Consider the following 20805-nt stretch of genomic DNA (forward strand, 5'->3'; position numbering starts at 1 on the left):
TGCTGACCGCGATGAGATTCCCGCGCACGGTCACGGTCTTCGTGGTGATCATCGGCATCGTGGTCGCCGTGCTCGGCCTGCGGGAGCTGGCCTGGCTGGTCACCCCGGCCGCGTTCGCGCTCGCCATCGTGATCCTGGTCCATCCGGTCCACACCGGCCTGAGGCGACGGGGCGTACCGGCGGCGGTGGCCCTGGCCGCGCTCATCTTGACGATCTTCGGGGTGATTCTCGGCCTGGTCGCGGTCGTGGTGTACGCGATGGCCCGGCTGGCCACGACGCTGCCGCAGTACTTCGACGAGGCGGCCACGGCAACCCGCCGGCTGAGCGACCACCTGGCCGAGCTCGGGATCGGCCGCGAGCAGATCCGCGAACTCATCCGCGACATCGACCTCCCCACGGCGGCGGGCTGGCTCACCACCCACCTGCCCTCGGTGGCCGGTGTCGTCGCGAGCCTGATCCTCGCGTACAGCCTGCTGCTGTTCATCGGTGTCGAGTCGTCCCAGATCGGCCGGCGTTTCACGCCGCTGCGCGAGGACCATCCCCGGCTGGCCCGCGCCCTGACGGGCTTCGTGGCCAACACCCGGCGGTACGTGGCCATCACCGGGGCGTTCGCGATCGCGGTCGGCATCCTCGACACGGTCTTCCTGCTCCTGCTCGGTATCCCGCTGCCGTTCCTGTGGGGCCTGCTGGCGGCCGTGTGCAACTTCATCCCGTACGTCGGCTTCCTGATCGGCCTGGCCCCGCCGGCCCTGCTGGCCCTGCTCACCCAGGGCTGGCCGAGCATGCTCCTGGTGATCGTCGTCTACACCGTCCTGAACTCGATCGTGACCACGATCGTCCCGGCCAAGGTCGTCGGCGACGCCGTCGGCATGTCGATGACGGTGACCATGGCCTCCGTCGCCTTCTGGGCCTGGACCCTCGGCCCGGCCGGCGCGGTCCTCGCCATCCCGCTCAGCCTCCTGGCCAAGGCCATCTTCATCGACGCCGTCCCGTCCGCCCGCTGGCTGGCCGGCTTCACCGACGCCGCCACGAATCACCGGCCCTAAAGGTGGATTAACGGCGCGGAAGTCCTTCGACCTGCGGCGTGACATCACCTCGCCGCCGACGGCCTACGCCGGGCTGTGCGAATGCGGCGCAGGACGGTGACGAACTGCCGACTTGTCACTACGGTGCCCGGCGGTCGGCCCCGCGACAAAGAGGCGTGCCCTCATGTCAATGCGATGTTGGAGTACCTGCAGGACCTCAAAGACCCACCGACGGACGAGACACCGACTCTGAAGCGTGTTCGGCAATCCCGCAACTATCAAGTCTGGGGGGTCTCGCACCCCTTCCGAGAAGGCATCGCGATCCGTCTCATCGTCTGGTTCCCGCCTGACGCGCCACCGGTGATCGTGTTGTTCGGCAACGACAAAGCTCAGATGGGCGATGTGTTCGACAACAGCGTCGGCAGCCGCGCCGACCAAGTGATCGCGGCTTATCTGAGACTGACCGATGGAGGCGACGATGACTGACCAGCCTGCCGAGCAGCCCATCGATTTTGTCGGCACCGACGCTGCCCAGGCACGCATCGCCCGCCTACGGTCACGGCGCGGCGCCGCCGAGCGCATCGACAGCATCCACGCCGAGATGGCCGAGGCCGACCGGATCTACGCCGAGAACCTCGCGGCAGTACGCAAGGCCGCAGATCTCACGCAGGTCGAGCTGGCCAAAGCCATGGGCGTTGCGCAATCGGAGATCAGCCGCATCGAAAGTCGCCCTGACATGCTGCTGTCAACACTCGCCAGCTATCTGGCGGCCGCCGGTGACCGCCCACGCGTAGTCGTCACCATCGCCGGACACGACATCGAAGTAGACCTGACGCCGTTGATCAGGCACTGAGCGCGGCGCGCTGATCGTTGGCGACGACCAACCGGGCGCGGACCGCTCCTCCGGGCGAAGGCGACCTCGGCGTTTTGGCCGGTTGTGTTGCGCACATTCCGCTTGCTGCTCCTGGTAATCGTCGTCTACGCGGTCCTCAACTCGATCGTGACCACCCCCCGGCCCAGCCGGGGCGGGAGGCGGATCAGCCGGAAGCCGCCGATCGCCCCCTGACCAAGGATTCTTAAGATCGACGCGACGTGCTCGCTGAAGTTTGTCGGCCTGAGGGTTGAGGAGAGCCGCCGATGACGCTGTCGGTTGAAGACAGGCTTGCCGTGCATGAGCTGGTCTCGTTGCACGGCCACCTGATGGACAACGGCGAGTTCGACCGGATGGGCGAGCTGTTCTGCAGCGACGTCGTCTATGACGTCTCCGCGTTCGGGTTGGGTGAGCTGCACGGGTACGAGGCGATCAGCGAGGCCAGCCAGGCCGTGGGCGAGGCGAACCCCGTCGGTCATCACGTCACGAACGTCTGCGTGACCGAGGACCCGGACGGCACGGTGCGGGTGCGTTCGAAGGGGATCGGGGTCTCCACCACTGGCAGCGTGGGCAGCGTCGTCTACGAGGACGTCGTGCGCCGGGAAGCGGCTGGATGGCGTATCGCGTATCGCAAGGTGATCCCCCGGCGCACGCCGCTGCATCCCTGAGTACGCGTACGCATGCCCGCCCCGGCGGAGTCGACAAGACTTCTCGGCATGACTCATCGGGGCCGTACGCCGTTTCTGCTCGCCGCCGCCGTTCTCGTGGCTGGGCTCACCGCCGGATGCTCCTACCGGGAAGCGATCTGCAGCGACGGCGAGTCCCCCGTCGCGGCGGTGGACAGCTACACCGGGCGGGCGTGCGTCAAGGACAGCGAGCAACCACCAGCCGGGTATGTGCGGTTCCCGGAGGGCAAGGTGCCGCAGCACGTCGATGACGAGTGGGATCTGTACTGGAACGGGCACAAGCTGGACGCGTCCGGGCGGCAAGTGGCCTGACGCCCCGGTCCGGGAAGGGACCGGGGCGCGTACAGCGGAGGTCAGCCCTTGATGCCGTGGACCGGGGGGACGGTCAGGGTGCGGGCGCCGGGGGTGCCGCCCAGGATGATCTGGCGGAGGGCCGAGTTGTTGGTGGTGTCGAGCTCGGCCAGCTTCTTCTCGGGGTTGGCCAGCACCTGGATGTAGTAGGTGCCGTTGGGCAGGTCGGTGATCTCGAACGACTGGCCGGGGCGGTACTGGCTGTAGGTGTCGCCGTTGCCGATGTCGAGGACCTCACGGACGGCGACCACGGTGTTGGCGCCGCAGGAGGTGGAGAGGTCGGTGTTGTCGGGGCGCCACTTCGCGTTGGCGATGGTGTAGTCGACCGCGTCGGTGTTGGCCAGGCAGAAGGCTTCCTTGCCGCTGCGGACGGCGAGCTTCTGGGTCGAGTCGAGCAGGTTGTACTGGGCGAAGTCGGTGAAGTGCCAGTGCTTGTGGCCCTCGCGCGGGTCCCATTCCATGGTGCCGGCCTCGCGGCTGCCCACCTGGTTGCCCTTGGCGTCGAAGAAGTACTGGTAGGCGTCCATCAGCTCGGTGCCGGAGCGGCGGAAGCCGTCGACCAGCAGCGGGGACGTGCCGGCGTTCCAGACGGTGGCGCCGAAGTTGACGTACGACTTGCCGTCCTCCTCGGACAGCGCGATGTCCCAGGCTGGCAGGGAGCGCAGGTCGGGCCGGGGGCCGGCGGCCGGGGCGGCCTTCAGCGGGGTGGGGCGCTTGGCGGGGGCGCGCAGCTCGGGCACGTACGTGGAGACCTGGGCCGCGCCGTCCTCGGTGTGCTCCTCGTGGGCCTGCACGGCCTTCTTGGCGGAGGCGGCCTTGACCCGGGCCAGCCCGCCCTTGTCGATCTCGGCGTCGACCACCTCGACCTCGACCTTGGCCGTACCCTGCTCGGCCGGGATGCCCAGCAGCGAACGGTAGGCCGGGTTCACCGTCGCGGTGGCGGTGTACTTGCCGACCGGCAGGAGGAAGTCCTCGGTCTCGGGCCGGTCGGCGATCGTGGCGTCCCAGCCGGCCTGGACGCCCCAGACCGCGCCGAGGGTGAACGGGTTGTAGCCGCCGCAGCCCTCCGGGTACGGGTTGGTGGCGGGAGCATCGGGCCGGGTCCGGGCCGACCACGAGTTGCCGCAGAACGACGTCTTGTACTCGGTGACCACCTTGCCGCTCTCGTCGGCGATCGAGATCGAGGTGAAGTCCTTGAGGCCGGTGAAGTCGGTGACCAGCCCGGCCGGCAGCGCCACCTTCTTCTTCTTGCCGTTCTGGACGACGGTCCGCTCGGCCACGATCGGCTTGTCGTAGCCGCTGCGCTTGGCCCAGATCTCGAACGGGTCCTTGCCGGCGATCACGTGCAGGCCGAGGTCGAACGAGAAGTAGATGTCGCCGTCGTAGTTGTAGCGCTCGGCGGTCACCTGCGGGGTGGCGGCGACGAACGACAGCGGGGGAGGTGTGGCCGCGGCCTGGGCCACACCCACGCCGGCGGCGGTCAGCGCCAGCGTCGCCGTGACGGCGCCGTACCTGAGGAGGCGCGAACGAGTGGTCATGGGGTCCTTCCGGTCGGGCGGCCACCGGTGAAGTGACCGCTGCCGGAACATCCAAAGAGGACGGCTGTGAGGAACCTGTGAGGTTCCCAGGACGTGGCACAAATTGGTGACTATCTCTGCCTAATGGCCGAAGGCGGCCCTCGGCCGAAAGTCAGATGCGCGGGCCGGCCCGGCTGTGGCAGACATCGATGACCTTGCCGGTCAACAGGAACGTCGCCTTCGGCCGGGCTGCTGCGATCCGCCACCGTGAAATGATCACTGGGGAAAGGGGGCAGGCTGGTCATCTCGGCCGGCGCCGACGGAGCCGGGCCGATCAGCGTGGCGGCGAGGACGAGCGACCGGACTCGCATAGATCTGCGTCTACGCTGCTATGACGCTCCGAGCAACTTTGACTACGTAGAGTGTGGTTATGGGAATCGACTTCGCCCGGTCGGACAGATCGCGTTTGGGGATCGAGTGGGAGATCGCGTGCGTCGACCGGCGCAGCGGTGAACTCGCCCCGGCCGCGCCCGAGCTGCTCGCCGAGATCGGGACCGCCGACGGCTTTCCGCATGTCACCAGCGAGCTGCTGACCAACACGGTCGAGATCGTCAGCGCGCCGCACCGGCGGGCGCGGGACGCCGTGGCCGACCTGATGCGCCTGGTCGAGCGGGTCGGCGAGGTGGCCGAGCCGAAGGGGGTCGACCTCATCTCGTCCGGCACCCACCCGTTCAGCCAGTGGTTCCAGCAGCAGGTGACGCCGGGCAAGCCGCGCTACGACACCCTGATCGACCGGACCCGGTGGTGGGGGCGGCAGATGATGATCTGGGGCGTGCACGTGCACGTCGCGGTCGACGACCGCCGCAAGGTGCTGCCGATCATCGACGGGTTGCTCACCTACCTGCCGCACTTCCAGGCGCTCAGCGCCTCCAGCCCCTTCTGGGCGGGGGAGCGGACCGGGTACGCCTCGAATCGCGCGCTGATGTTCCAGCAGCTCCCGACGGCCGGGTTGCCGCCGCAGCTCACCGAGTGGGAGCAGTACGAGGCGCTGGTGGCCGACCTGAGCCACACCGGAGTGATCGAGGACCTGAACGAGCTGCGCTGGGACATCCGGCCCTCGCCGAAGTGGGGCACGATCGAGGTCCGTACCTTCGACGGCATCTCCACCGCCGCCGAGATAGCCGCCATCGCGGCCCTGACCCAGTGCCTGGTCGAGCACTTCTCCCGCGAGCTCGACGCCGGGCGTGAGGTGCCGGCGCTGCAGCCCTGGTTCGTCCGGGAGAACAAGTGGCGGGCCGCCCGCTACGGCATGGAGGCCATCATCATCCAGAACGCGGCCGGCGACGAACTGCTCGTCACCAAGGACCTCGAGGAGCTGCTGCCCACGCTGGCGCCGGTTGCCGAGGCGTTCGACTGCACGCCCGAGCTGGAGAAACTCCGCGACATCGTCGCCGGCGGCGCGAGCTACCAGCGCCAGCTCCGGGTGGCCGACGCCAACGACGGCAGCCTCAAGGCCGTCGTCGCCTCCCTGGTTCAGGAGCTGCGCCAAGGCCTTTCTTGAACGGGCGTTACAGATTTGCTAGCGTCCTGGCATGGCCAGGACGCGGGAGTTTGACACCGAGGCGGCGGTCGCGCGGGCGATGGAGCTGTTCTGGCGGCGGGGGTACGAGGCCACGTCGATCCGGGATCTCACCGACCATCTCGGCGTCGGGCAGGGCTCGTTGTATGCGGCCTTCGGGAGCAAGGACGGGCTCTACCAGGCGGCCCTGCGGCACTACCGGTCGACGCTGGCCGCCGAGGCGCTGCGCAGCCTCGACGCCGGCACGGACGCGCGGTCGGCGGTCCGGGCCATGCTGGTCGAGCGGATCCGGATCGCGACCGAGGACGGGCGGGGCTGCCTGTTCGTCAACGCCGCGACCGAGCGGCTGCCGGCCGACGCCGCCACCCGGGCCATGGTCCGGGCGGCGCTGACCGCCAGCCAGGACGCGCTCACCGACGTGCTGACCGCGGCCGCCGAGCGGGGGGAGATCACCTCGGCTCGGCCGCCCCGGCGGCTCGCGGAGTTCCTGGTCACCTTTCTCAACGGGCTGCTGGTGGCGGCCAAGGCGACGCCGGACCGGCGGGCCCTCGAGCCGCTCGTGGAGGTTGCGCTGGACGTCCTCGACTGAGTTTTTTGTGCCCGCTATCTGTAACGAACGATCCAGAAAGGGAGGCGGCCATGCCGCTCGGAGGCGCCACCTGGAACACCTTCCCGCCGGCGGGCTCGATGACGGCCCGGGAGTTCTTCGCCGGATGTACGCCGTTGCTGCAAGGCGTCATCGACGCCAGCCTGGAGTTCGACCGCGGCGTGCTCGACGACCAGATCCGGGCCACGCTCAGCCCGGGTACGCGGGAGAGCAGTCTGCCGCTGACGGAGGGCTCACGGGCCAACGGCGAACTCGTGGCCCAGGCCCGCGTGGTCGGCGACCTGATCGCCGGGTGGGCGGCCGAGGCGCTGGACGAGCTGCTCGACAAGCCGATGGCGCTGCCGGGCGGACCCCTCGCGATCCGCAGCAACTGCGACGGGCACCTGCTCACTCACGAGGCGGCCGACATGCTGCTCGGGCGGCGCGGCGGACCGGTCGGCATGCAGCTCTACAACGAGTGGCTGCACCAGATGGTCCTGCTCCGGGACGCGCTGCTGCCCTTCACCAACGCTGCGGAGGTGCCGCTGCATGTGACGCCCGCCGGCCTGCGCCACATCGAACCGGCCCGCGAGCGTTTCCTGGCCGAGGCTTTGTTCCGCCAGATCCGGCACGGCAGCGTCGTCGCCTTCGCCCACCAGGCGATCACCGGCGCTCCCGCCGACACCGAAACGCCGGCCGGCCTCGACGCAGAGCCGGCGGGGCACAGCAGGACGGCGGCGTACGGATTTGATCACGATGGCGGCACGGTGCTCCCGGCGGTTGTCGGCGCCTCGCCGGTGACGGCGCCCGCCTATCTGTTGACCTGGCATCCCGCGTCGCCAGGGGCTGTCCCGACCGCCTACGTCACCGAGACCGCGGACTACTTCGCGGCGCCGCGCACGCTTGTCGAGGAACTCCCCGCCCCGGCTGGGAAGATGCCGCCGCCCGGCGCCGCCCGTGTCGTTCCGGGACCGGCTCGGGGCGGAGTGCGGACCGCCCGCATCGAAATCGGTATGGAGGGTAGGGGCACGGTCTCCGTCGACCTCGGCCAGGCTCTGCGGGGCCACCGCTACGCCTACCACCAGCCGACGGAGGTCAGCCTGCGGCCGGCAACCGACGGACCCGAGGCGGATCGCGGACGGCCGGCGGATGGGGAGTGGCCGAGTCGAAGCAAGGTGAGCGCGGGAGCCGCTCTGGCCGCGGACGGCCTGCTCTGGACGAGGGAAGGGGACGTCGCGGTGGAGGCGGGAGCGGTCGACGGCCTCGTTCTGCTGGCTCTCCTCGGCAAGATCTACCCGGAGAACGTCGTCCTGCGCCGCGGCGCCGGGTCTGCGGCGCCTGTCACCGTGGGCAAACAGGGCCCGAGCCGGTTCGTCATCGACCTCGCCGGCTGAGGGCGGCCGGCGTCCGATGCCACTACTGTCGGGCTTGGCGTTTTCCCCGCGTGCGCCGGCGCACACCTGACCTGAAGGCTGAGCACCATGACCGTTGAGCTATTGGCCGCCAACCAGCCGGAGACGTTCTACCGGGGTGCCGGGCGGATCGCCGAGTTCCGCAACGGGGCGGCGCTGGCCGATCGGCCCGAGGACTGGGTGGGGTCGGTGACCAGCCGGTTCGGGCTGGCGCCGTCGGGGCTGTCCAGCCTGGCCGACGGGCGGGTGCTGGCCGACGCGATCTCGTCCGAGCCGCGGTATTGGCTCGGGCCGGACCGGGCCGACACTGGTATTCTGGTGAAGCTTCTCGACGCGGGCCAGCGGCTTCCGCTGCACGTCCATCCGGATCGCTCGTTTGCTTCTGCGCATCTCGCCTCGCCGTACGGCAAGACCGAGGCGTGGGTGATCGTCTCGGCGCGCCCCGACGCGTACGTCCATCTGGGTTTTGCTCGTGACGTCACGAGCGAGGAACTGGCCGGGTGGGTGAAGGGCCAGGACTCGGCGGGGATGCTCGGGGCCACCAACAAGATCCCGGTGGCGGCGGGCGACGCGATCCTGTGCCCGGCCGGGCTGCCACACGCGATCGGCGACGGGATCCTGCTGGTCGAGATCCAGGAGCCGACCGACTTCTCGGTGCTGCTCGAATACCAGGAGTTCGGCCTGGCCGACGGGCATCTCGGGCTCGGCTACGACCTGGCCCTGTCCTGCGTCGACCGCGGCGCCTGGAGCCCGTCGCGGCTCGAGGGGCTCCGCGGCACGGCCGACCGGCTGCTGCCCGCGGCCGCCGACGAGTTCTTCGCGGCCCGCCGTCTTTACGGCGGCGACGAGGTGGCCCGTGGCTTCGGCGTACTGGTCGCGGTGTCCGGCGAGGGCCGCCTGCGCGGCGAGAACGACGATCTGCCGGTACGGCGCGGAGACACTCTCCTGGTGCCGTACGCGGCGGGGCCGCTCCGCGTGGAGGGCCCCGTCGAGCTGATTCACCTGTCCGCTGGTTAGCCGACCGGGCCGGTGGCCAGGGTGGCGGTGGCGGTGTGGGACTGGCCGGAGACATCGGTCCAGGCGATCTTCACCTTGTTGCCGGGGTGGTAGCGGTCGAGCAAAGTGGTCAGGGCCGTGGCCGAGCCGACCTGGGTGCCGGCGACCGAGGTGATCACGTCGCCGCGGGTGAGGCCGGCCTTGGCGGCGGGGGAGTCGGCGACCACGCCGAGGATGGCGGGGCCGGTCGTGCCGCTGCTGTCCGTGGTCTCGATGCCCAGGTAGGCCGTGGCGCCGATGTGGACCGCCGAGGACGACTGGCCGGCCCGGATCTGGGTGGCCAGCTTGGTGGCGGTGGCGATCGGGATGGCGTACCCGTCGCCGCCGGACGCCTGATAGCGGAAACCGGCCGAGGCGGCGGTGTCGACGCCGATGACCTGGCCGCCGGTGGTGAGCAGCGGGCCTCCGGAATCGCCGGCCTCGATGTCGGCGTTCACCTCGATCAGGCCGGTCAGCTGCTCCGACGAGCCGCTCGACTCGTCCGAAGCGGTGATCGACTGCCCGAGCGCGGTGACCGCCCCGCCGACCGCGCTGGGCGTGCCCCCGGTCCCGCCGGCGTTGCCGATGGCCACGACCGGGTCGCCGGTCTTCACGGTCGTCGTCGCGAGGCTGGCGGTGGTCAGGCCGGACGCGCCGGAAAGCTTGAGCACGGCGATGTCGGCGCTCCGGTCGTAGCCGACGACGGCGGCCTGGTAGTTCCTGCCGTTCCCGATGTCGGTGACCGTGATGCTGGTGGCCCCGGCGACGACGTGGTTGTTGGTCAGAATCACGCCGTCCGCGGTGAGCACGATGCCGGTGCCGGCCGCCTCCTCGTTCTGGGCGCCCAGGACCGTGGTGATGTCGACCAGTGCCGGGTCCACCTTGGCGGCGACCGCAGCCACTTGAGCATCGGTGGCCCCACCGGCCGCCGTCGTCCCCGAGGCGCCCGATCCCCCGTTCGATCCGCTGCCGAAGCCGCCGCTCGACCCCGAGCCGAACCCGCCACCCGACCCTGAACCGAATCCGCCGCCCGAGCCGTCGCCCGACCCGGAACCAAGGCCGCCGCCGGACTGCGAGCCGGTCGCCGGGGCCAGCGGAAGCACGGGCGACGCAGCGCTGCCGGTGTCCGGGTGCAGCGACCAGCCGGCCGCAAATCCGCCCCCGGCGGCAATCACAAGCGCGGCCACACCGGCCCCGACAGCCACCGCGATCCGCCGCGTCCGCCGCGGACGCCCATGCGGGTCGGCCGGCTGCTGCCACCCACCATGCGGAGGCCACCCACCGGGCGGCGGCCACCCGCCGGACGGTGCCCAGCCACCGGAATAGGGCCCGCCGGCGTGGGGAGCGCCACCGAGCTGGGGTGCGCCGCCGGGGTGGGCTGGGTTGCCGAGCTGGGGTGCGGCGCCGGGGTGGGCTGGGTTGCCGAGCTGGGGTGCGGCGCCGAACTGAGCTGTGTCGCCGGTGTGCGGCGCGCCGCCGCTGTAGGGCGCGCTGCCATTTTGGGGTGCGCCGCTCGGCTCGGGGGCGCTGGGAGGGGGCCAGGCGCCCTGGCCCGGGGTTGGCGTGTGCTGGTCGGGAATGCTCACCGGGGTCTCCTTCTGTCACGGCCGCAACCGCGTCCGTCTCCCGGTGTAGTGCGGAAATCTATGGAACCGCTGTGCGTCTGCTGGACAAAGGTTGGCGGGTCAGGTGCGGGCCGACCAAGCGGCCCACAGCTGGGCGTAGCGACCGCCCGCGGTGACCAGGTCGGCGTGCGGGCCGACCTCGATGATTCGGCCGTGTTCCATGACGACGATGCGGTCGGCCGCGGCGGCCTGGGTGAGGCGGTGGGCTACCAGCAGCGCGGTGCGGCCTTCCAGGGCCGCGGTGGCGGCCTGTTCCAGATCGCGGGCGCCCTCGCTGCCGGCCTCGGCCGTCGCCTCGTCCAGCACGACGACCGGTGGATCCTGCAGGACCACCCGGGCCAGGGCCAGCTGCTGGGCCCGGGCGGCGGTCAGCTGGTGGCCGCCGTCGCCGACGACCGTGTTGATGCCGTCGGGTAGCGCCTCAGCCCAACCCAGGGCGCCGACGCGGTCCAGCGCCGCGCTGATCTCCTCGTCCGATGCGGACGGCCGGGCCAGCCGCAGATCCTCGGCCAGCGGGCCGGCGAAGACGTGGGTCTCCTGGCTCACGATCGCGATCGTCCGGGCCGGCAGCTCGTTGACGGGAACGCCGCCCACCGTGGCGTACCCCTGGTCGGGCCGGAGGATGCCCGCGGCGAGCGACGCCGCAGTGGTTTTGCCCGCGCCTGTGGCGCCGACCAGCGCGACCCGTTCGCCCGGCCCGACCCGCAGGGTGACCTCGCGCAGCACGGGTGCGCCGCCGTAGCCGAAGGTGACCCGGTCGAGCGCGAGATCCCGGCCGGCCGGCCGGCATACGACCTCGCGGCGTTCCACCTGCAGGCCGAGCACGCCGACGAGGCGGGCCAGGCTGGCGCCCGCGTCCTGGGCCCGGTCGAAGGTGGCCATCAGCAGGGTGATCGGGCCGAACAGGCGGTGGAAGAGCAGGGCGGCGGCCGAGACCTCGCCGACGGTCACGAAGCCGCCCCGGACGAGCAGGAACCCGGTCACCAGCACGGCGCCGAGCCCGGTCAGTTCGGCCCGGTTGATGCGGCCCACGAACCGGGTGTAGAAGCCGAAGACGTTGATCGAGATGTCGCGGGCCCGGGCCGAGGCCAGCGCGATGTCGCCGAGTTGACGATCTTCCAGGCGGTACGCGTGCACGGTCGCCAGGCCCTGCATGTTCTCGACGAAGAGCTGCGAGCGGGCGGCGATGGCGACCCGCTCCTCGGCGTAGGACGGGGCGGCGCGGGGGAGATACCAGCGCAGCGCGATCACGTAGAGCGGCCCGGCGACCGCGCCGGCCAGGCCGAGCCGCCAGTCGATGCCGAGCATGGCGATCAGGCTCAGCGTGGCCAGCAGCAGCGCCGAGATCATGCCGGGCAGGACCTCCTTGACGGCCCGGTCGATGGCGGCGATGTCCGCGCTGACCCGGGACAGGAGGTCGCCGCGGCCGGCCCGGTCGAGCACGAGCGCGGGCAGCCGCAGCGCGGTGGCGACCGTGCGCTCGCGCAGGTCGGCCAGGATGCCCGAGCCCAGTCGGCCGATCAGGAAGCCCGCCACGCCGGTGGCCGCGCCGCCCACCACGGCCGAGACCACGATGACCACGGCCACGGGGATGACGGCGCCGGCGTCGCCGCCGGCTTGGATGCGGTCGACCAGCAGACCCAGGGCGTACGCGGGCGCGATCGAAGCGGCCGCGGCCAGCAACCCGGCGAGCAGGGCGAACGCGCTCTCCGCCTTCCGGGTCCGCAGGTCGGCGCCGAGCCAGGCCCGGGTCACCAGCGGCGTCGCCACCGGCAGGATCAGACCGGCCGAAGCAGCGCCCGCGCCGGCAGCGCCCGCGCCGGCAGCGCCCGCGCCGGCAGGGCCCGCGCCGGCAGCGCCCGCGCCGGCGTCCGAAATGTCGGTCATCGCAGCACCGTCCGGCGGTAGGTCTCGTCGTGGACGCTCAGCGAAGCGTGCCGGCCCTCGGCGGTGACCGCACCGTCGCCGATGACCACGACCCGGTCGGCCGCGGCGAGCAGGGCCGGGCTGCTGGTGATGACCACGGTCGCGAACGACGAGCCGGGACCGTGCCGCATCGTCCGGATCCCGTCGGCGATGGCCTGCTCGGTCACCGCGTCGACCGCGGTCGTCGGGTGGTGCAGGACCAGCAACGGCGGCCCGGTCAGCAGCGCACGGGCCAGGGCCAGCCGCTGGCGCTGCCCGCCGGAGAGGTTCGTGCCGCGTTCGGTGACCGGCGCGCCGAGGTCGTCATGGAAGTCGACCGCGGCCGCCCGCAGCGCGTCGTCGAGGCGGTCGCCGCCGTACAGGTCGATGTTGCCGGCCAGGGTGCCGGTGAAAAGGTCGGTCTGATGCGGCTCGACGTGCAGCAGGCGGCGGGCCTCGGCGCGCTCCACCTCTTCCAGCGGCTCTCCGGAGAGCAAGACCTTCCCGCCGTACGCGTCGGGAACCGCCAGCAGTCGCACCAGCGCCTCCGCATCGGCCGGCCGGTGCGCGACCACCCCGACGAACTCACCCGGCTTCACGTGCAGGTCGAGACCGTTGAGCGGCCCGTGGGACACACCGGCCAGGCGCAGGTCGTGCTCCGTACCGCCAATGATCTTGTCTCCTGGGGGCAGGACCAGCCCGGCCCGGGTGACCGAGGCGACCCGATCGGCCGAGGCCCGGGCGGTGGCGACCCAGCTCGGGACGACGGCGAGCACGCCGAACGGCTCGATGAGGAACTGGGCCGAGCCGATCACGGTGATGAACTGGCCGATCGTGATCCGGCCGGTCAGCGCGAACCAGCCGGCGGTGATCGCGATGCCGCCGGCCAGCAGCATGCTCAGCAGCGTGGAGACGCCCTGGTAGGCGTTCTGGGTACGGGCGGCCCGCACGGTGGCGGCCAGCGAGAGGCGGCTGACCGTCCGGTAGCGCTCGGCCGCGGCGTCCTCGGCCCCGATGCCGCGCAGCGGGCGCAGACCGGTGACCAGGTCGGTGGCGACGGAGGTGGCCTTGCCGGCCTGCCGCTGCTGGTCGCCGACCCGGCGCGCGATCAGCGGGGCGGTGAGGTTCAGGACGGCCAGCACGATCGGCGTCGCGATCAGCACGATCAGGCCGAGCGGCAACGAGATCACCAGCAGCGTGACGGCGCTGACCGCGGCCGCGACCGCGGCGCTGCTGATCCGCGGGATGTGGTCGAGGAAGTACGACGTGTACTCGGCGTCGGTGGTCGAGACCGTGAGCAGGTCACCGGGCCGCATCTCGGTGCGCAGGCCGCGCGGGTGCAGGATCCGGGCCGCCACCTCGACCCGGAGCGCGTGACTCTCCTCGGCGATGGCCCGCATCAGGTGGCGGGCCCCGAAGCGGTAGGTCATCGCCAGCACCAGGTAGGTCAGGATCAGCACGCCGATCCAGACCAGCAGCGCGGTCAGGTCCCCGCGGCCGACGGCCCGGTCGATGATCACGCCGATGAGGACCGGCACCAGCGCCGCGCACAGTTGGTAGACGCCGGCCAGCGCGGTGCCGCTCCAGAGGTGCTTGCCGTTGCGGGCGACCGCCCTGCGCAGGATCGCGGTGCCGGGCTTCGCGTTTCGGGACAACCGCCGAGCTCCTCACTTAAAGATCAAGTAAGGCTAACCTGAGTGACGAGCCTCGGGGAAATCGTCAGATTTATAGTTAACTAAGTGCCTTGCAATGTTAGGGCGTTTTAGACCGATTTTGTCCCTCGTCGGGTTCGCGGTCGGCCTGGTCATCCTCTATCGGCTCCTGCTGACGGTCGTCCTGTCCTTTCTCTCTGCAGCTGCCGCGGGGCCGTGGGAGTCGATCCGCCACAACTACGCGGTGCTCGCGTGCCGGGGGCCCGCGACGCGTCCGACGAGCTCGCGTCCTTCGACCCGCGGGGCACCGCGTTCCTGGACGTCGAACCGGCGAGCGCGGCCGAGCTCGAGGGCGTCGCCGGGACGTCGGCCACCGCCCTGGTGCAGAAGGCCCAGCCGACCGGCCGGCCGGGGGAGTGGACCTTCGGCACGCAGGGCAGCAACTTCGCCGCGAGGTGGCGGGTGTCGATCACCCCGGAGCAGGAGCGAAATGATGATCGTGAATGCATCAAGCCCATTTGCTGACGGATTTCCGTCCGTTTCGTGTCGGCGATCGGTCCCGTAGGATGAAATCTCCGTCGCCGAAATGAGGGTGGCCGGTGCCTGATCAGCAGATCTCGCTGGAGGACAAGCAGCGCCTGCTCGAGGCGATGCTTGCGATTCGATCATTGCGCGACACCAGCATCCGCAATCATTATGTGGCCGAGCTGGAGAGCCGGCTGGGGCGGCTGCTCGAGGTCCCGCGTTATGCCGAGGCCCGGCACGATCTGTGGTCGGTGCTCGGCGGCGCGCTGAGTCGCTCCGGCGGTCTGCGGACCCTGGTCCGGGTGGTCTACGACCTCGGCGGCGACGATCCGGCCGTGCGTGACGTCGAGCGCCTCGTCGAGCAGGTGGAGCGCCATGTCCTGGTGGTGGCCGACCGGGCCGAGCTGCTGCGGCTGCTGTCCGCGGTCGACCCGGCCGACCTGGCCACCGCGACCGGGGCCCGCGCGGGGGAGAAAGGCCAGGATCCGGCCGAGCTGCTGCGCCGGCTCGAGGCGACCCCGATGGGGCGTGACGGCGTGCCCGCCCTGCTGGCCTTCGTCGACCGGCTGGCCCACGTGGTCGACGGCGAGCGGGCGCTGAGTCTGCACCGCTGGGTCGACCTCGTCTCCGGCGGTCTCGGTCTGAGCCAGGCGGCCGTACGGAATCTCTGCATCACCAGTCGCCGCGTGCTCAGCGGCGCCGAGGAGGAACCGGTCGAGAAAGCGCCCGCCACCGGAGCCCGGGAGGCCGCGGAGCCGTTGGTCGCCGGCCCGATCCTGCCGCCCCGGGCCGAGTCCGGGGACGAGACGGAGCGGGCCGAGCGCCGGCCGATCTGGGGCGGCGTGCCCATCCGCAACCCCGACTTCACCGGCCGAGAGACCATGCTGGTCGACCTGAACGGCGCGCTGATCGGCAAGAGCCAGGTCTCGGTGCTGCCGCAGACGCTGCACGGCCTCGGCGGCGTCGGCAAGACCCAGCTCGCCGTGGAGTACGTGTACCGGTTCGTCGACCAATACGACCTGGTCTGGTGGATTCCGGCCGAGCAGCCACCGGCGGTGCTCTCCTCGCTGGCCCGGCTCGGCGCCCGGCTCGACGTGCCCGAGAGCGACGACCTGCAGCAGACGGTGGCCTCGGTGCTCGACGCGCTGGCCGCCACGCCGCTGCGCTGGCTGCTCGTCTACGACAACGCCGACCAGCCCGACGAGCTGGTCCGCTTCGTGCCCACGGCCGGCGGCCACGTCATCATCACCTCCCGCAACCAGGAGTGGGGCCGCATCGGCGACGCGCTCGAGGTCGACGTCTTCGACCGGCCGGAGAGCATCGAGCTGATCCGCAAGCGCGGCACCGGCATCTCCGAGGAGGACGCCGACCGGCTGGCCGAGAAGCTGGGCGACCTGCCGCTGGCCCTGGAGCAGGCGGCCACCTGGCAGTCGGCGACCGGGATGCCGGTCGCGGAGTACCTCCTGCTCTTCGACGAGCATGTGCGGGAGCTGTTGTCCGAGGGCAAGCCGCCGTCCTACCCGATGACCGTGGCCGCGTTCCTCGCGCTGGCCGTCGAGCGGCTGTGGCGCGACGCCCCGGCCGCCGCCCAGCTCTTCGAGATGTTCGCCTACCTCGGAGCCGAGCCGGTCTCGGCCGCCATGCTGCGGGCCGGTCGCGGGGCCCAGCTCTCCGAGCCGCTGCGGGCCACCCTGCGCGAGCCGATCCGGATGAACCGGGCCATCCGCGAGCTGCGCCGGGTCGGCCTGGCCCGGGTGGCCGAGCCGGCGGCCGTCAACGCCGGCGGCGAGCCCGACCGGCGCGAGCCCAGCGGCCAGCTGATCCAGGTCCACCGCCTGATGCAGCTCGTGCTGCGCGACGGCCTGGAGGAGGAGAACAGGACCCGCAGCCTGGCCAACGTGCAGCGGATGCTGGCCTTCGCCAACCCCGGCGACCCGGACGAGCAGCAGGCCTGGGCCATGCACGCCGAGATCGGCCCGCACATCGTGACGGCCGACCTGATCAACGCCGAGTTCGCCGAGTCCCGGCAGGTCGTCATCGACCAGATGCGCTACCTCTACCTGGTCGGCGACTACGAGAACAGCCGGCGGCTGGCCGAGTCGGCCCTGTCGGTGTGGCGCACCGCCGAGGGCGAGGGGGTCGGCCCGGACGGGTTGTTCACCCTGCTCGCCACCCGTCACCTGGCCGGCGCGGTGCGGTCGCTGGGCGAGAGCGCCCGGGCCCGCGAGCTCACCCGCAGCGCTTACGAGGGGCTGCGGCGCAACGAGCAGTTCGGCGAGGAACACGAGTACACCCTGATCACCGCCAACAGCCTCGGGCTGGACCTGCGGATCCAGGGCGACTACCGGGCCGCGCTCGAGGTCGACCTGGAGAACCTGCGCCGCCACGAGCGCGTCTTCGGCGAGGAGGACCTCTACACGCTGCGCGTGCGGCGCAACGTGGCCGTCAACCTGCGCATGCTGGGCGAGGTGGAGCGGGCCCACGAGATCGACGCCGACCTGGTCCGCCAGTGGAGCCGCACGCTGAGCCCGAACAGCTACCAGGCGATGCAGTGCGAGGCCAACGTCGCCCGCGACCTGCTCGCCATGGGCCAGCACGGCGCCGCCCTCGACCTGCTGGCCAGGGTGGTGCCCGGTCTGCGCCGCGAGTTCGGGCCCGGCCACGCCGAGGTGCTGCTGGCGTCGCGGACCCAGGCCATCGCCCTGCTGCGGCTGGGTGAGTTCGAACGGGCGGTGGCGTCGGCCCGCGAGACCTACAACAGCACGCGCAACCGGTTCGGCCCCAACCATGAGCAGACCCTGGCCGCCGCGATGACGCTGGCCAACGCGCTGCGGACGGTGGGCGAGGCGGCCGAGGCGCGCGAGCTGGCCGAGGACGCGATCGCCCGGTACCACCGCGACTTCGGGCCCGGCCACCCGTTCACCCTGGCCGCCGAGGTCAACCTGGGCCTGATCCTGCGGCTGCTGGGCGAGAGCGACAAGGCCCGGGCCCTCGACGAGCGGGCCGTGGAGGGCTTCAGCACGGCGTTCAGCCCCGACCACACGTACACCCTGCGCACGCAGAGCAACCTGGCCAACGACCTGGCCATGGCCGGGGCCGCCCGGGCGGCCCACGAGATCTCCGAGCGGACGTACGCGGTCATGGTCGAGCAGCGCGGCGAGGAGCACCCGCACACGCTGGCTATCGCGGGCAACGTGGCGTTCGACCGGATGGCCGTGGGCGAGGTCGACTCGGGCCGTCAGCTGCTCGAGCGGACCCTGGCCTCGATGACCGCCATCCTCGGCCCCGACCACCCGGACACCGTCGACCGGGCCCGGGGGCGGCGCGCCGAGTGCGACCTCGAGCCGTCACCGACCTGAGGTCAACACCGCCGCATTGCGGCTCTGCCAGCCGCTGTGGGTCTCCCGCAGCTGGCGGCTGGCCTGCTCGACCACGGCCGGGGGCAGGGCCACCGCGTCGAGATCGTCGAAGGCGGCCCGCATGCCGTCGGTGAAGCGGCGACCGGCCGGGTTGAGCGCCCGGGACCCGGCCAGGCTGTCCAGACCCCAGCGCACCTGCTCGCGTACGGTCGCGAACTCGCGCTCGGCCGTCTCGGCCAGCGTGGGATGGGCGCGCAACCGGCGCCACAGATCGGCGATCCCCAGGAACGCGTACACGCCCTGGAAGAGGCCGCCGACCGGCCGCGGGTCGGTGCGCCAGGGCGCGAAGTGCAGCTCGGCCGAGTCGGGCGCCACCATGGGCACCACGGCCAGGACCCCGCTGAGCTTCGAGTGCTGGAACTCGTGGACCAGCATCACCGCGAACTCGGCGCCGTCGGACGGCAAGGTCAGACCGAAGGCGCCGTACGCGTCGCTGATGGTCGCGCTGCGTGCCGAGTGGGCGTCCGTGCGGCTCAGCGGGACCAGGGTCCGCAGACCGGCGGCCAGCTCGGCGGCCCGCTCGGGGGCGTACGTGTCGATCAGCTCCCACCCGTCGGCGAAGACCGCCCGCCACCGCGCCACCTCGGCCTCGGACAGGCGGGGAGCGGCCGGCGCGTGGTGGCCACCGCGGTACGGGTCGACGTCGTCGAGCGCCAGCCGCGCGTCGCCGGCGGTCAGCGGCCAGGGCGCGGCCCAGTCGCCCACCCCGCCCACCACCACGCGGCCGTCCTGCACCTCCGCGGTCACCGGCTCCCACGCGGCCGCGGCCGGGCGCGCGACGCCGAGGCGGGGCAGCGCCACCCCGCCGGGCCTCGCGTACACGGTCAGCCGGGCCGGAACCCCGGTGATCGCGGCGGCCGTGGCGGCGATGGCCGACAGGTGATTGCACTCGACCTCGATCGGCGTGTCCGCCTCGAGCCCGCGCAGCCGGCGGGTGGCGCAGGCCGCCCACGCCCCGATCAGCGGATCGGTGAGCAGGTCGGCCACCGCCTCCGGCCGGGCCGCCTGGGCCCGGGTCAGCGCGTCGACGGCGGCGTCGCGGTGCGCCGGATCGCCGGCCCAGCTGCCGGCCACGAACTTGATCAGCATCAGGTGCTTGCTCAGTTGCGCGCGGGCCAGTTCCCGTACGGTGCCGGGGCCGCCGTCACCGCGCGCCAGCACGGCCAGTTCGGTCGGGGACAGGTGGTGCCGACGCATCATGGGGAGCTGTCCTCGGCGAGTCGGGCCAGATCGGAGGTGACCCGGCGGCGGATGTGGGTGATGAGCCGTTCCAGGTCGGCACAGTAGACGGACGGGTTGCGGAAGCCGTTGGCCGGATCGTAGCGGTGGGCGTAATGGCCGGCCCCGCACACCGTGTGCAGCGGGCAGGCCAGGCAGTCGCCGGCCAGCGCCCGGGTGCCGATCTGCCGGGCCACCACGCCGGGATGGCCGAGCGCCGCGTCCAGCGGGTCGGTCAGCACGCTCAGCCCGGTGGCGCAGGCCCCGTCGTAGGCCGACTTGAGCGAGTCGACCTGCTCGATGGCGCCGTCCGTCTCGATCACCGCGACCGCCACCGGGCTGAGGCCGACCTGTTCGCTGCGGCTGTGTCCACCCAGGAGCAGGCTGATGATCGACTCGAACAGCCGCACGCGGGCCGGCTGGCGTTCGGCGCCGTACCAGCGGTCGAAGATGGTGATCAGCCAGTCCGCGTACGGTGTGCCGCCCGGCTCGGGCCGCCGGGGCGGCGTCGCGTGATTGGCGTGCGGGAACAGGAAGTCGATGGCCGGCGGGTCGTAGGCCAGCAGCGCGTCGAAACACGTGCCGGGGTCGGTGGACGGATCGATGGTGCACAGCAGCCCGGCGTAGGCCGAGCGGCGCTCCGGCCGCGACAGGAGCGTCAGCGCCGCGTGCACCGCGCCCGAGCTGCCCCGGCCGTTGCGCAGCTTGCGGTGCTGGTCGTTCGCCTCCGGCGGGCCGTCCAGGCTGACCCCGATCGCGACCCCGAGCTCCTGCAGGGTGTCCAGCATCGGCTCGCGCAGCAGCACCCCGTTGGTCTGCAGGCCGACGTCGCCGCGGCAGCCCTCGGGCAGCGCGGCCCGGATCGCCGTCACCATGGCCGGCAGGCGCCGGCCGGCCAGCAACGGCTCGCCCCCGTGCAGGATCAGGCGGACGTGGTCGAGATCGTGCCGGCGGGCGTGCTCACCGATCCGGCGGGCGGTGGCCTCGACCACCTCGGCCGGCATGACCGCGGGCCGGCTGCGCCAGCTCTGATCGGACATCTCGTAGATGTAGCAGTAGTCGCAGGCCAGGTTGCAGCGCTGATGGACCTTGAGGACGAAGTCCCGGAACGGGGTGGGAGACCAGCCGGCGGTACGCAGCTCGGCGACGTCCAGCGCGCGATGGGGCCAGAGGGGCTCGCTGACCGTCGGCTCAGGTCGGGAGCGGATCATCGGGCGCGAAGTTCCCGAAGGCGGCGACGATCTCCTGGGGCCGGCTCGTCATGGTGACGAGATCGCGTAACGAGACCGCGAGGGCGGAATCGTCGGACGGCAGGAGTTGATCGAGGGGAATGCCGGTGACGTCGATGAGAGGCGAAGCCGTTTCGGGTCCGGTGGCGCGATCCGCGTCCATAGCTGCC

The 20805-nt window shown here is 71.8% G+C and carries 18 protein-coding genes; 11 read left to right on the plus strand and 7 right to left on the minus strand.

All coding sequences use genetic code 11. The features are described from left to right. The first annotated feature begins 11 nt into the window (after window positions 1-11). The 5 genes from AB0J66_RS12855 (at window position 12) to AB0J66_RS12875 (ending at window position 2894) form a co-directional block, all read left to right on the plus strand. A complete protein-coding gene (locus tag AB0J66_RS12855) occupies window positions 12-1046 on the plus strand; it encodes an AI-2E family transporter (RefSeq protein WP_364659244.1) in 1035 nt (344 codons plus the stop codon). A 174-nt stretch (window positions 1047-1220) separates the two neighbouring features. Continuing rightward, on the plus strand, window positions 1221-1511 hold the full coding sequence (locus AB0J66_RS12860; RefSeq protein ID WP_364659246.1) for a hypothetical protein: 291 nt from the start codon (window positions 1221-1223) through the stop codon (window positions 1509-1511). Beyond that, the gene (locus tag AB0J66_RS12865; RefSeq protein ID WP_364659248.1) at window positions 1504-1878 is read left to right on the plus strand and encodes a helix-turn-helix transcriptional regulator; all 375 of its coding nucleotides are present in this window, start codon (window positions 1504-1506) and stop codon (window positions 1876-1878) included. The genes AB0J66_RS12860 and AB0J66_RS12865 overlap by 8 nt, the downstream gene beginning before the upstream one ends. Window positions 1879-2162: 284 nt before the next feature. Continuing rightward, complete coding sequence (locus AB0J66_RS12870) at window positions 2163-2564, plus strand: nuclear transport factor 2 family protein (RefSeq protein ID WP_364659250.1); 402 nt, start codon at window positions 2163-2165, stop codon at window positions 2562-2564. A gap of 48 nt (window positions 2565-2612) precedes the next feature. Further along, on the plus strand, window positions 2613-2894 hold the full coding sequence (locus AB0J66_RS12875; protein WP_364659252.1) for a hypothetical protein: 282 nt from the start codon (window positions 2613-2615) through the stop codon (window positions 2892-2894). Window positions 2895-2935: 41 nt separating this feature from the next. Here AB0J66_RS12875 and AB0J66_RS12880 read toward each other — a convergent pair whose 3' ends face one another. Then, entirely contained in the window at window positions 2936-4471 is a 1536-nt protein-coding gene (locus AB0J66_RS12880; protein WP_364659254.1) for a lysyl oxidase family protein, read from the minus strand. A 409-nt stretch (window positions 4472-4880) separates the two neighbouring features. Here AB0J66_RS12880 and AB0J66_RS12885 point away from each other — a divergent pair, with 409 nt between their 5' ends. From AB0J66_RS12885 to AB0J66_RS12900, 4 genes are all read left to right on the plus strand, one after another. After that, window positions 4881-6011 carry a glutamate--cysteine ligase gene (locus AB0J66_RS12885; protein ID WP_364659256.1) on the plus strand — a complete coding sequence of 377 codons (1131 nt, stop codon included), beginning with the start codon at window positions 4881-4883 and terminating at the stop codon, window positions 6009-6011. Between the two features lie 31 nt (window positions 6012-6042). Continuing rightward, on the plus strand, window positions 6043-6618 hold the full coding sequence (locus tag AB0J66_RS12890; RefSeq protein ID WP_364659258.1) for a TetR family transcriptional regulator: 576 nt from the start codon (window positions 6043-6045) through the stop codon (window positions 6616-6618). 50 nt (window positions 6619-6668) lie between these two features. Continuing rightward, window positions 6669-8009: a hypothetical protein gene (locus AB0J66_RS12895; RefSeq protein ID WP_364659260.1), complete on the plus strand. Its 1341-nt coding sequence runs from the start codon at window positions 6669-6671 to the stop codon at window positions 8007-8009. An 87-nt stretch (window positions 8010-8096) separates the two neighbouring features. Further along, window positions 8097-9044: a carbohydrate kinase gene (locus AB0J66_RS12900; protein WP_364659262.1), complete on the plus strand. Its 948-nt coding sequence runs from the start codon at window positions 8097-8099 to the stop codon at window positions 9042-9044. On the opposite strand, the gene AB0J66_RS12905 is transcribed toward AB0J66_RS12900, so the two are convergent. The 3 genes from AB0J66_RS12905 to AB0J66_RS12915 all read right to left on the minus strand — a co-directional run bounded on the left by AB0J66_RS12905 (window position 9041) and on the right by AB0J66_RS12915 (window position 14247). Continuing rightward, entirely contained in the window at window positions 9041-10648 is a 1608-nt protein-coding gene (locus AB0J66_RS12905; RefSeq protein WP_364659264.1) for a trypsin-like peptidase domain-containing protein, read from the minus strand. The two genes, AB0J66_RS12900 and AB0J66_RS12905, sit on opposite strands and share 4 nt — an antisense overlap. Window positions 10649-10747: 99 nt before the next feature. Next, complete coding sequence (locus AB0J66_RS12910) at window positions 10748-12574, minus strand: ABC transporter ATP-binding protein (RefSeq protein ID WP_364659266.1); 1827 nt, start codon at window positions 12572-12574, stop codon at window positions 10748-10750. After that, window positions 12571-14247, minus strand: coding sequence for an ABC transporter ATP-binding protein (locus AB0J66_RS12915; RefSeq protein WP_364659268.1), 1677 nt, complete (start codon window positions 14245-14247; stop codon window positions 12571-12573). The genes AB0J66_RS12910 and AB0J66_RS12915 overlap by 4 nt, the downstream gene beginning before the upstream one ends. Window positions 14248-14496: 249 nt before the next feature. Between AB0J66_RS12915 and AB0J66_RS12920 the strand changes: the two genes are divergently transcribed. Together AB0J66_RS12920 and fxsT are read left to right on the plus strand one after the other, a co-directional pair. Then, entirely contained in the window at window positions 14497-14769 is a 273-nt protein-coding gene (locus tag AB0J66_RS12920) for a hypothetical protein (protein ID WP_364659270.1), read from the plus strand. Between the two features lie 74 nt (window positions 14770-14843). Then, window positions 14844-18128: an FxSxx-COOH system tetratricopeptide repeat protein gene (gene fxsT / locus AB0J66_RS12925; RefSeq protein WP_364659272.1), complete on the plus strand. Its 3285-nt coding sequence runs from the start codon at window positions 14844-14846 to the stop codon at window positions 18126-18128. Here fxsT and AB0J66_RS12930 read toward each other — a convergent pair. From AB0J66_RS12930 to AB0J66_RS12940, 3 genes are read right to left on the minus strand one after another with little or no spacing between them, the layout of a single operon-like run. Continuing rightward, entirely contained in the window at window positions 18117-19388 is a 1272-nt protein-coding gene (locus AB0J66_RS12930; RefSeq protein WP_364659274.1) for an HEXXH motif domain-containing protein, read from the minus strand. The two genes, fxsT and AB0J66_RS12930, sit on opposite strands and share 12 nt — an antisense overlap. After that, window positions 19385-20617, minus strand: coding sequence for an FxsB family cyclophane-forming radical SAM/SPASM peptide maturase (locus tag AB0J66_RS12935; protein ID WP_364659276.1), 1233 nt, complete (start codon window positions 20615-20617; stop codon window positions 19385-19387). Before AB0J66_RS12935 ends, AB0J66_RS12930 begins: the two co-directional genes overlap by 4 nt. Further along, window positions 20598-20798: a hypothetical protein gene (locus AB0J66_RS12940; RefSeq protein ID WP_364659278.1), complete on the minus strand. Its 201-nt coding sequence runs from the start codon at window positions 20796-20798 to the stop codon at window positions 20598-20600. Before AB0J66_RS12940 ends, AB0J66_RS12935 begins: the two co-directional genes overlap by 20 nt. Window positions 20799-20805: the final 7 nt, after the last annotated feature.

The sequence above is a fragment of the Actinoplanes sp. NPDC049598 genome (assembly GCF_040675435.1).
GTDB lineage: Bacteria > Actinomycetota > Actinomycetes > Mycobacteriales > Micromonosporaceae > Actinoplanes.